The sequence below is a fragment of the Arsenophonus sp. genome (genome assembly GCA_031446085.1).
In the GTDB taxonomy this organism is placed as follows: domain Bacteria; phylum Pseudomonadota; class Gammaproteobacteria; order Enterobacterales; family Enterobacteriaceae.
The window spans coordinates 244,478-256,892 of sequence record CP132901.1; the positions used below are offsets into that span (position 1 = coordinate 244,478).

At 23.9% G+C, this 12,415-nt stretch carries 11 protein-coding genes; 3 read left to right on the top strand and 8 right to left on the bottom strand.

What is annotated here, in order from left to right:
• Positions 1-8 precede the first annotated feature (8 nt).
• Complete coding sequence (locus tag RA161_01160) at positions 9-1,682, top strand: DEAD/DEAH box helicase (protein ID WMY97663.1); 1,674 nt, start codon at positions 9-11, stop codon at positions 1,680-1,682.
• A gap of 19 nt (positions 1,683-1,701) precedes the next feature.
• Here the strand turns inward: RA161_01160 and fabA are convergent, their stop codons facing one another.
• The 5 genes from fabA to dapD all read right to left on the bottom strand — a co-directional run bounded on the left by fabA (position 1,702) and on the right by dapD (position 7,517).
• Positions 1,702-2,220 (bottom strand): bifunctional 3-hydroxydecanoyl-ACP dehydratase/trans-2-decenoyl-ACP isomerase, encoded by a 519-nt coding sequence (gene fabA, locus RA161_01165; protein ID WMY97664.1) that lies wholly within the window; start codon positions 2,218-2,220, stop codon positions 1,702-1,704.
• A gap of 104 nt (positions 2,221-2,324) precedes the next feature.
• Positions 2,325-3,911 (bottom strand): glutamine-hydrolyzing GMP synthase, encoded by a 1,587-nt coding sequence (gene guaA / locus RA161_01170; GenBank protein WMY97665.1) that lies wholly within the window; start codon positions 3,909-3,911, stop codon positions 2,325-2,327.
• 53 nt (positions 3,912-3,964) lie between these two features.
• On the bottom strand, positions 3,965-5,440 hold the full coding sequence (gene guaB, locus RA161_01175; GenBank protein WMY97666.1) for an IMP dehydrogenase: 1,476 nt from the start codon (positions 5,438-5,440) through the stop codon (positions 3,965-3,967).
• 114 nt (positions 5,441-5,554) lie between these two features.
• On the bottom strand, positions 5,555-6,685 hold the full coding sequence (gene dapE / locus RA161_01180) for a succinyl-diaminopimelate desuccinylase (protein WMY97667.1): 1,131 nt from the start codon (positions 6,683-6,685) through the stop codon (positions 5,555-5,557).
• A gap of 13 nt (positions 6,686-6,698) precedes the next feature.
• Positions 6,699-7,517 carry a 2,3,4,5-tetrahydropyridine-2,6-dicarboxylate N-succinyltransferase gene (dapD, locus tag RA161_01185; GenBank protein WMY97668.1) on the bottom strand — a complete coding sequence of 273 codons (819 nt, stop codon included), beginning with the start codon at positions 7,515-7,517 and terminating at the stop codon, positions 6,699-6,701.
• A gap of 180 nt (positions 7,518-7,697) precedes the next feature.
• Between dapD and ahpC the strand changes: the two genes are divergently transcribed.
• Complete coding sequence (gene ahpC / locus RA161_01190; GenBank protein WMY97669.1) at positions 7,698-8,291, top strand: alkyl hydroperoxide reductase subunit C; 594 nt, start codon at positions 7,698-7,700, stop codon at positions 8,289-8,291.
• 136 nt (positions 8,292-8,427) lie between these two features.
• On the opposite strand, the gene rho is transcribed toward ahpC, so the two are convergent.
• Together rho and trxA are read right to left on the bottom strand one after the other, a co-directional pair.
• Complete coding sequence (rho, locus tag RA161_01195) at positions 8,428-9,687, bottom strand: transcription termination factor Rho (protein ID WMY97670.1); 1,260 nt, start codon at positions 9,685-9,687, stop codon at positions 8,428-8,430.
• A gap of 148 nt (positions 9,688-9,835) precedes the next feature.
• Complete coding sequence (gene trxA, locus RA161_01200) at positions 9,836-10,168, bottom strand: thioredoxin (protein ID WMY97671.1); 333 nt, start codon at positions 10,166-10,168, stop codon at positions 9,836-9,838.
• 278 nt (positions 10,169-10,446) lie between these two features.
• Between trxA and RA161_01205 the strand changes: the two genes are divergently transcribed.
• Complete coding sequence (locus tag RA161_01205; protein WMY97672.1) at positions 10,447-11,208, top strand: inositol monophosphatase family protein; 762 nt, start codon at positions 10,447-10,449, stop codon at positions 11,206-11,208.
• Positions 11,209-11,226: 18 nt separating this feature from the next.
• On the opposite strand, the gene RA161_01210 is transcribed toward RA161_01205, so the two are convergent.
• Positions 11,227-12,315 (bottom strand): glycosyltransferase family 4 protein, encoded by a 1,089-nt coding sequence (locus tag RA161_01210; GenBank protein WMY97673.1) that lies wholly within the window; start codon positions 12,313-12,315, stop codon positions 11,227-11,229.
• Positions 12,316-12,415 lie beyond the last annotated feature (100 nt).

Here is a 12,415-nt window from a genome sequence, read left to right on the forward strand (position 1 = left end):
TACTGTACATGATTAATGAAAAGATGATTCCTTTTGCTAAATTAGGTTTAATTAAACCTATCTTGAATGCATTAAATGATCTTGGTTATAAGAAACCATCACCAATACAAGAGAAATGTATACCTTATTTATTAGAAGGATTAGATGTATTAGGTATGGCTCAAACAGGAAGTGGAAAAACCGCAGCATTTGGCCTACCTCTATTACAAAATATTAAAATTCATTTGTCATTCCCCCAGATATTAGTTTTATTACCAACTAGAGAATTAGCCATTCAAGTTGCTGAAGAAATGAAAAAATTTTCTAAACATATGAATGAAATTAATATTGTTGCTTTATATGGAGGACAACGTTATGATATTCAATTTAAAATTTTAAAAAATGGACCTCAAATAGTTGTTGGAACACCAGGTAGATTATTAGATCATTTAAATAGAGGTACATTAAACTTATCTCATTTAAATAGTTTAGTTCTCGATGAAGCTGACGAAATGTTAAGAATGGGATTTATTGAAGATGTAAAAAAAATTATCAATTGTATTCCAAAAAAACATCAAACAGCTTTATTTTCAGCTACAATGCCTCATGCTATTCGAAATATTACTAATCATTTTATGAAATTGCCTAAAGAGATTAGAATAGAATCAAATATTGATACACAACCTAATATTTATCAAAATTATTGGATTGTATATGGTATTAAAAAAAAAGAAGCTTTAATACGTTTTTTAGAATCAGAAAATTTTGATGCTGCAATCGTTTTTGTACGTACAAAAAATGCTACTTTAGAAATTTCTTCAATATTAGAAAAAAATGGATATAATAGTTCAGCATTAAATGGAGATATGAATCAATCTTTAAGAGAAGAAACATTAGAACGTTTGAGAAATGGAAATCTTGATATATTAATTGCAACTGATGTTGCTGCAAGAGGATTAGATGTAGACCGTATTACTTTAGTCATTAATTATGATATTCCAATAGATGCAAAATCTTATATACACCGTATCGGACGAACAGGAAGAGCAGGTAGAAAAGGTCGTGCTATTTTATTTATTAATAATAGAGAAAAAAGATTATTATATAATATCAAAAGAATGATTAAACAACCTATTTCTGAAATTAAACTTCCAACCTCTACTTTTATAAGTCAAAAAAGACAAATTCAATTTACAGAAAATATAGAAAATGAATCAAAAAAAATTGATTTTAAAAAATATAAAGATTTGATTTATAAAATCATACCACCTAAAATGAATATAGAAACATTAGCTATAATACTATTAAAAATAGCTGAAGGGAAAAAACCGCTAATTTTACCAAAAGAAAATATTATAAAAGAAAAAATTTTTCCTAATAAAAAAAAGAAATTAATTTTTAATAAAAAAAATAAAAAAAAATATTCAAAATTTAAAAAAATGAAATTATTTCGAATAGAAATAGGAAAACATGATGGTGTAGAAACAAGAAATATTGTTGGTGCTATTTTAAACGAATCTAAAATAAATAGTTCAGATATCGGATATGTTAAAATACACTCTTCTTATTCAATTATAGAATTATCTGAAAAAATACCAAAAAAAGTGTTTAAAAATATAAGTTATATAAAAATATTACATAAATCGATAAAAATAACACAATTAAATGCTAAAAAAATAAAAAAACAAAAAATAATTAATTAAATTAAAAAAATTATTAAAATTAAAATATAGATGTGTCTTGAAATAATCCAACTTTTAAATCTGTAGCAGTATAAATTAGTTTTTTATCAACAAAAACCTCACCATTTCCCAAACCAACAATTAATTTTCTATTAATTACTCTTTTTAAATGTGTTCTGTATACAACTTTTTTTGATGTTGGTAATATTTGTCCAGTAAATTTTACTTCTCCTACACCCAATGCACGTCCTTTCCCTTTTCCTCCTATCCATCCAAGATAAAAACCTATTAATTGCCACATTGCATCTAATCCTAAACAACCAGGCATAACTGGATCATTAATAAAATGACAAGAAAAAAACCATAAATTTGGATTTATATCTAATTCAGCTTCTATGAATCCTTTATTAAAATATCCTCCATCTTTTTTCATTTTTACAATACGATCTAACATTAACATTTTTCCAGAAGGTAATGGAGGTCCATTTTTTCCAAATAATTCCCCCTTACTAGAGGCATATAAATCTTCTTTATTATAAAAATTAATTTTATTGAACATTATAATAACCTAATAAAAATATACATTTTAAATTATATTATTTATTAATAATATCATATCAATGATATTATTAATAAATAATATCAAAAAAAAATTTTAAAAAATTATTCCCATTCTATAGTAGATGGTGGTTTATCTGTAATATCATAAACTACTCTTGAAATTCCAGATATTTCATTAATAATTCTATTGGAAACATGAGATAAAAATTTATGTGATAAAGGAGTCCATTTTGCTGTCATAAAATCTGTAGTATTAATTGCACGTAATGCAATTACCCAATCATATTTTCTACGATCTCCCATTATTCCTACAGAACGTACTGGAATAAAAATAGAAAATGCTTGATCTATTCTATAATAAAGTTTTTTCTTTTTTAATTCTTCAATAAAAATCTCATCCACTAATCTTAATAAATCACAATATTCTTTTTTTACTTCTCCTATTATTCTTACTGCTAATCCAGGACCGGGAAATGGATGACGATGTAAAATATCATATGGAATACCAAGATTCTTACCAATTTTTTTAACTTCATCTTTAAAAAAAAATTTTAAAGGTTCAATTAATTTTAATTTCATTACTTTTGGTAATCCACCAACATTATGATGTAATTTAATTACTTTTGATTTTTTATCATTAGAAAATGAAGTTGATTCAATTAAATCAGGGTATATAGTACCTTGTATTAACCATTTTACTTTTTTATATTTTTTAGCTATTTCGTTAAAAATTTCTATAAAAAGATGTCCGATAATTTTTCTTTTTTTTTCTGGATCTTGAATTCCAATTAAAGAATCTAAAAATCTTTTTTCAGAATCAATATAAATAACATTCAAATGAAATAATTTTGAATATTTATCAATAATTTCTTTTGTTTCATTGAAACGTAACAAACCATTATTAACAAAAATGCAAATTAATTGATTACCGATTGCACGATGTACTAATAGTGCTGATGTTAAAGAATCAATACCTCCAGATAAACCTAAAATTGCATAATCTTTATTAATTTTTCTTTTAATTTTACTGATACTATCATTAATCATTAAAGAAGTTTTCCAATATTGTCTACAGTTACAAATTTTTAAAACAAAACGCTTTAAAATTGATTTACCTTGAATAGTCTGTGTTACTTCAGGATGAAATTGTAAACCATACATTTTTTTTGATTTATGTTCAATAATTGCATACTCACAATTTTTTGTACTCCCAACAACAAAAAAATCTTTAGGAATAGATGTAACTGTATCTTCATGACTCATCCAAACATCTAAAAATTTTTCTTTATTTTGATTGATATCATCATAAATATTACCTAATAATTCTGATTTTTTTTTAATAAATATTTTTGAATAACCATATTCTCTTTTTTTATTTATTTTTTCAACTGTACCTCCTAATTGAAAACACATAACTTGCATACCATAACAAATTCCTAATACAGGTAAATTTGATTGTAATATATATTCAGTAATTTTAGGACTATCAAAATTTGTAACACTTTGATAACTACCAGATAATATAATACCACTAGGATTAAATTTTTTAATTTCTATTTTTTGAGCATCACAAGATAATAATTCACAATATACTCCTATATCACGAATACAACGCGCAATAAGTTGAGTATATTGAGAACCAAAATCAAGAATTAATATTCTTCCATTTTGATTATTTTTCTTATTCATTTAAAAAATGAATCCATACGATATTTTTATTTATATTTTAAATTAAATATTATTTAATTCAAAGTATAATTTGAAGATTCTTTTGTAATAATTATGTTATGAACATGACTTTCTTTAATACCAGCATTACTAATTCGAATAAATTTTGTTTTATTTTGCAAATCATTAATATTTGCACATCCAGTTAATCCCATACAAGAACGTAATCCACCCATTTGTTGATGAATAATATTTTCTATTGATCCCTTGTATGGTACTAATCCTTCTACACCTTCTGGAACTAATTTTTCTATTTTGTTATTATTACATTGAAAATATCTGTCTGCCGTATTTCCTTTCATCATGGCATTTAAAGATCCCATTCCTCGATGAATTTTATAAGATCTTCCTTTGAAAATTATTATTTCACCTGGAGATTCATCTGTTCCTGCAAATATTGAACCAACCATAACACAAGAAGCACCTGCAGCTATTGCTTTAGCAATATCTCCAGAAAATCGAATACCCCCATCTGCAATGATTGGAATATTTTTCTTCTTTAGAGCATATGCTACATCAGAAATTGCTGTAATTTGAGGCACACCAACTCCAGTAACAATTCGTGTTGTACAAATAGATCCAGGTCCAATACCAACTTTTATAATGTCAGCACCAGCCTTAATTAAGGCATTAGCTCCCTCTCCAGTTACTACGTTACCTCCAATAATTGGTAAATTAGGATAATTTAATCTAACTTTTCTAATATATTGTAGTACTTGATTAGAATGTCCATGAGAAGAATCTATTAATAAAATATCTATTCCAGCCTTAATTAATTCGTTAATATGTTCTTCTTCACTATTAATTCCTATTGCAGCACCTACTCTTAACCTACCTTGTTCATCTTTACATGCATATGGTTTTTCTTCTGATTTTTGAAGATCTTTTATTGTAATCATTCCAAATAAATAAAAATTTTTATCTACTATTAATATTTTTTCAATTCTTTTTTCATGCATAATTCTAGATATAATTTTTTTTTCATTATGTAAATCTTCATATTGAATTGTAATTAACTGATCTCTTGGTGTCATAACATTAGTTACACATTGATCGAGATTATTAACAAATCGAATATCACGCTTTGTTATAATACCAATAACTTTTTTATTATCATCCATTACAGGATATCCAGAAAAACCATTACATTTAGCCATTTCATAAACTTTTCTAATTGTGGTTCTTGACGTTACTGTAATAGGATCTAATATAATTCCACTTTCATATCTTTTAACTTTTTTTACTTCTCTTACCTGTTTTTTATAAGACATATTTTTATGAATAAATCCTATTCCACCTTCCTGAGCTAATGAAATAGCTAAACGAGATTCTGTTACAGAATCCATTGCAGCAGAAAGCATCGGGATAGACAAAGAAATACTATTTGTTAATTTAACTGATAAATCTGTATTATTTGGTAATATATAAGAATGTGCAGGGATTAATAATACATCATCAAATGTTAACCCTTCTTTTTTAATATGTAACATAATAATTTCTCACCGTATCAAATTATATTTAATAATATAATAAAAAAAGATTATATATAGATATATATAACTCACAAAGATATATTTTTATGTATAAAAATAGCTTTTATAAATTTATAATAATATTTTCTTCATGATATGAAAATATAAATCAGATAGTTTATATAAGTCTTGAATTTGAACATATTCATTAACTTGATGAATAGTATGATTTAACAATCCTAATTCTACAATTTGTATTCCTTTTATTTTATTAAAAAAACGACCGTCAGAAGTTCCACCATCAGTAGATAATTTAGGAAAATAACCACAATTCTGATAAATAACTTCATTGACTATTTTAACTAATTTAGATGGTTTATTTAAAAATGGACTAGCAAACGATATCCATTTAATTTGAAAATCTGATAAATATTTTTTAATTATTTTTTGTACTATTTTTTGAATTTCTTTTTGAGTTATATTTGGGGAATACCGAAAATTAAATTTTATTTTTATTTTTTTTGGAATTGAATTGTTTACAATATTATCCGTATTTATACTATAAATTTGAATTTTAGTAGAAGGAAAAAATTCTGTTTTTTTATTCCATTCATTTTTAATTAATTCATTTAAACAAGGTAATATTAAATGAATTGGATTTTTAACTAAATCAGGATATGCTATATGACCACCTATTCCATTTATTGTTAAAACACCTGTTAATGATCCTCTTCTTCCATGTTTTATAGTATCAGCTATTTTATTTTTACTAGTAGGTTCGCCAATAACACAATAATTAATTTTTTCTTTACGTTTAATCAAAGTTTGAATAACTTTTACACTTCCATTAATAGCTAAATTTTCTTCATCAGAAGTAATTAAAAATGCTAATTTTCCTTTATGTAAAGGATACTTTTTAACAAATTTATTTGCTGCAACTATCATAGCAGATATAGCGCCTTTCATATCAGATGCACCTCTTCCATAAATAAATCCATTTTTAATATACGCAGAAAAGGGTTTAGAAATCCAATGATTGTCTTCAGTTGGAACTACATCAGTATGACCTGCAAAAACTAAAGTTTTCCCTTTATTTCCATGATAAGCCCATAAATTAGTTGTATCATGAAATTTCATAACTTCAGTATAAAAATTTTGTTTTTTTAAATATTTGATTAAAATAGATTGACAGCCAGAATCATTTGGACTAATTGATTTTTTACTAATTAATTTTTTTGTTAATTCAAGAATTAATTTATTCATTTTATGTAAAATTTCATATTCTTAACATTTTATTAAGTTTTATTTTTGATTTAGTTCTTTCATCTACATTTTTAATAATAATAGCACTATAAACATTATATTTTCCATTTGATTCAGGTAAACTACCAGGCAACACTACAGATCCTGCAGGAATACGACCATAACTAATTTGATTTGTTTTAACATTATAAATTTTTGTACTTTTCCCGATGTATACTCCCATAGAAATTACAGAACCTTCTTCTATTACAACACCTTCAACAATTTCAGAACGTGCACCAATAAAACAATTATCTTCAATAATTGTTGGAGAATCTTGTAATGGCTCTAAAACACCACCGATTCCTACTCCACCTGATAAATGAACATTTTTTCCAATTTGTGCACATGATCCTACGGTAGTCCAAGTATCAATCATAGTACCTTCGTCAATATAAGCACCAATATTGATAAAACATGGCATTAAAACAGTATTTTTTGCAATATATGCACCTTCTCTAATATTTGCAGGAAAAACAACTCTAATTTTATCTTTTTCAAATTTTTGACTATTGTAATTAGAAAATTTCATTTTGATTTTATCAAAATAATTAATTTTTGTAGATTTAATTAATTTATTTTTTTTTATTGCAAAAAAAATTAACAAAGCTTTTTTAATCCATTGATGAGTTTTCCATTTTCCTAATTTTTTTTCTGATACTCTCAACTTTCCTTCATTTAATTTTAAAATAATTTTATTTATTGCATATAATACTATTTCAATGTTATCAATATCTAATTTTTTTTCTATTTTTTTATAAGCTTCTTCTATTATTTTTTTTAATATTTTCATTTTAAATTTTTAAGAGGACAGATTTATTTTTCATATTTTAAATTAAAATATTTTTAAAATAAATACATAGTTAATATAATATATGTTATAATTTTTTTAGAAATTTTTTTTCAATAAATTTAATATTTTTATATTAAACTTATTGAAAAAATACGAAAATATTCAGAAGGAGTATATGAAATGTCTTTAATTAATACTAAAGTACAATCCTTTAAATCTCATGCACTAAAAAAAGGAAAATTTATAGAAGTTACTGAAAATAATCTTAAAGGAAACTGGAGTGTTTTGTTTTTTTATCCTGCAAATTTTACATTTGTTTGTCCAACAGAATTAGGAGATTTATCTAATTTTTATCACGAATTCAAAAAAATAGGAGTAGAAATTTATTCTATATCTACCGATACACATTTTGCACACAAGGAATGGTATAATCATTCTAATACAATTAGTAAAATAGAATTTACTATGATTGGTGATCCAAATGGTGTATTAACGAGAAATTTTGATGTTATGTCAAAAAAAATTAATAAACAAGAAAATTATGACGAAGAATCGGGATTGGCAGAAAGAGCAACTTTTATTATAAACCCTGATTGTATTATAAAAAGTATTGAAATTAATCCAGAAAATGTAGGAAGAAATGCATCTGATTTATTAAATAAAATTAAAGCAATTCAACATGTCTCTAATAATCCTGGTGAAGTATGTCCAGCAAGTTGGAATGAAGAAAAAGCTACATTATATCCTTCAATAGATTTAATAGGAAAAATTTAATTTTTCATTAAACAGAAAAAAATAAAAATTAATAACAACAATTTTTGATAACGATTTTTTGAATTGTATCAGATAATTGTTGTTATTATAATCTGACTATCCACTACAGTAATAACATATAAAAAATATACTTTTATTATGAACGTTTCATAAAATTAAAAAATTCATCATTTGTCTTTGTCATAGACAATTTATTAATTAAAAATTCCATAGCATCTATTTCATTCATTGGATGAATTATTTTACGTAATATCCACATTTTTTGTAATTCATCTGTAGTTGTTAATAATTCTTCTTTTCTTGTTCCAGATCTATTATAATCAATAGCAGGAAAAACACGTTTTTCTGCTATTTTTCTAGATAAATGTAATTCCATATTTCCAGTTCCTTTGAATTCTTCGTATATCACTTCATCCATTTTAGATCCTGTATCTACAAGTGCGGTAGCAATAATAGTTAAACTTCCCCCTTCCTCTACATTTCTAGCAGCTCCAAAAAAACGTTTTGGTCGATGCAAAGCATGTGCATCTACTCCTCCTGTTAATACTTTTCCCGAAGAAGGAATAACAGTATTATAGGCACGTGCTAATCTAGTAATAGAATCCAACAAAATGATAACATCTTTTTTGTGTTCAACTAATCTTTTTGCTTTTTCAATAACCATTTCAGCAACTTGAACATGCCTTGATGCTGGTTCATCAAAAGTAGAAACTATAACTTCTCCTTTTACAAGTCTTTGCATTTCTGTAACTTCTTCTGGTCTTTCGTCAATCAAAAGAACTATTAATACACAATCTGGATAATTACTTGCAATGTTTGTTGCGATATTTTGCAATAACATTGTTTTCCCTGCTTTAGGAGGAGCTACAATTAATCCTCTTTGACCTCTTCCAATTGGAGCAGATAAATCTAATACTCTTGCTGTTAAATCTTCGGTTGAACCATTTCCACGTTCCATAATTAATCTATCATTAGCATGTAATGGTGTAAGATTTTCAAATAAAATTTTACTTCTAGCATTTTCTGGTTTGTCAAAATTTACTTCATTTACTTTAAGTAATGCAAAGTATCGTTCTCCCTCTTTAGGAGGCCTAATTTTTCCAGATATAGTATCTCCAGTTCTTAAATTAAATCTACGAATTTGACTTGGAGAAACATAAATATCATCTGGACCTGCAAGATATGAACTATCTGCAGAACGTAAAAAACCAAAACCGTCTTGTAATATTTCTAATACACCGTTTCCAAAAATATCTTCTCCACTCTTTGAATGTTGTTTTAAAATTGCAAAGATAATATCTTGTTTTCGCATACGTGCTAAATTTTCTAATCCTATATTTTCTCCGAGAATAATTAATTCAGATACTAATGTATTTTTTAATTCAGTTAGATTCATAATGGTGGGTTTATTAAAACTTAAGATTTATATTTTAAGTTAATTAAAATATTTTTCACTAAATTTTTTTTTATTTGTAAACATTCAATTTTATTTGATTGATTATAACATATATATTTGTATAGTCTAGTAGTTATTATTTTTTATTTTAATATTTAAGATATTTGTTCAATAAATTGCATATATAATTTTTTGATAAAAAACCTACCTCTTTTTTTAGAATTTGTCCATTCTTAAATAAAATTAATGTAGGAATACTACGAATATTATATTCCATAGTGATCTTTGGATTTTTATCAATTTCTAATTTTCCAATTTTTAATTTTTTTTCATATTCTTGAGCTATTTTTTCAAGAATTTTAGAAATATTAATACATGGAGTACACCAATCAGCCCAAAAATCTACTAATACAAATTCTTTATTGTTGACTACTTGATCTTTAAAATTTTGATCAGACAAAATGATAATATTTTTTTTCATAAAAAATCCTAAAAAAAATTATTTTATTTTTATGTATAAAATAATACTATATATTATAGTTTATATCTAACATATATTAGACACGTTATTATCATATAATAATTTGTATTTTTTAAAAAATCTAAAATAATCTATATTAGACCAGTTGTATAAGTAATAATAAGAATATATCTTCTTACGTATCTATATATATTAAAAACAAAAAATATTATAACATAATAATTTTTTAAAATTATCAAAAAAAAATATATTTATCAAAATAAAAATATAGGATTATTATGAATCCAATGCTTAATATTGCTATACAAGCTGCTCGAAAAGCTGGTGATTTTATATTTAAAAATCAAAATTTTTCTATAATGAAAGAAGAAAAAATTTTGATTTTTAATAAAGCACAAGAATTAATTACTAGATTTATTCACAAATTTTATCCAAAACATCTCATAATCACAGAAAATATGTTAAATCTTTTAAGCGAAAAAAATGATATTCGATGGATTATTAATCCTATAGATGGTGTAACAAACTTTCTTCATAACTTTCCTCACTTTGCAGTCACTGTTGCGATACAAATTAAAGAAAAAACAGAATTTTCTGTAATTTATAATCCTATATTAAATGAATTATTTATTGCCATTCGAGGTTATGGTGTTAGATTAAATAATTATCGATTACGTATTAAAAAAAATAATTTATTACAATCGATAATGATTGCTGTAAATTTTCCAAATAATAAAGGAAAAAATTTTCAAAAATTTCATAAAATTATAAAAAAACTTAATAAAAAATATTTTAATTTTCGATATACTGGCTCGTTTGCACTTGATTTTGTATATATAGCATCTGGAAGAATAGATGCACTATGTTTTATAAACTTAAATCTATCTAACTTTATTACTGGACTATTATTTATTCGTGAATCAGGAGGAATCATTACAGATTTAATTGGAGGAGAAAATTATATTAAATCTAGAAATATCATCGCTGGACATCCAAGCATTATTAGAAAAATTTTATTAGAAATTAAAAATATTTGCTAAAAAAATATTTATTATTATTTACTTTTTATTAGTAATAATATCTACTACTTGATTAGTTAAACCATAAAAATCTTTTTTTTTACTATAAAAAAAAGCAGATTTTGACCATTTTTTTAATATATTATTATTATTTAAAGCATAAATTAATGCTTTATTCAATTTCTTTTGTTGATATGGAAGATTAAGAACAATACCACATTTTGCTTTTTTAATATAAAAAGAATATCCACAATTTACTGTAGTAATCACTGGTAAAGCACATACTATTGCTTCTAATAAAACATTACCTCCTGCTTCTTGGTATGCAGGATGAATTAATAAATGTGCTTTGTTCATAAATTCATAAATATTATTTCTTCCATTAAGAAAAATAATTTTTTTGTATAAACCAAGAAAAAAAGAGTATAATTTATATCTAAATGATGAAGATTCTCCAATCACAATGAGTTTTACTTTATCTTTCAAATAATTTGGCAAATTAAAAATTGCTCTTATTGTTCTACCTAAACCTTTTCTATAAAAATCTGATCCAATTTGTAATAAAACAATATTTTTATTTTTTCTATATTGATTAATTCTTTCTTTAAAAAATAAATTTTTATTAAATTCTATTCCTGGTAATAATTTATAAAATCGAAAATTTTGTGTTTGATAATATTTTTGAATTTTTTTTATTTGTATTTTTGTTAAAACTAATAATTTAGTATTACTTTTAATATTAAATACTGCATGTTCATATTTTAAATAATGTTTATATCTATTAGTTAATTTATAAAAAAAATTTTTCTGGAGATCTGCAAAACAAACATCTCCAACATAATAAAAATCTAATCCAGGCATTTTGTTAAATCCTAAAATAATATCTGTAGGAAATTTTTTAATATGATTTGTAACTTTTTTATAAAAGCTTTCATTTTTTTTATGATTACTATATTTTTTAATTAAAAATAATATTAATTTTATATTTTTTGGAATTTTTCCTCTCCAAGACATACTATAAACTCGTACTTTATAGCCTCTTTTTTGACATTCTAAAAGAATTTTTATAAATTTTTTTTGCAATCCACCATAAGGAAAATATTTATATATACAAAAAGTAATTTCCATAAAAGATAATATATATTTGCTAAATATATATATTATATATATATTAATTTGTAATTTAATTAAAAAATTGTTTTGTATCTGTATTATTATACAGATAGTT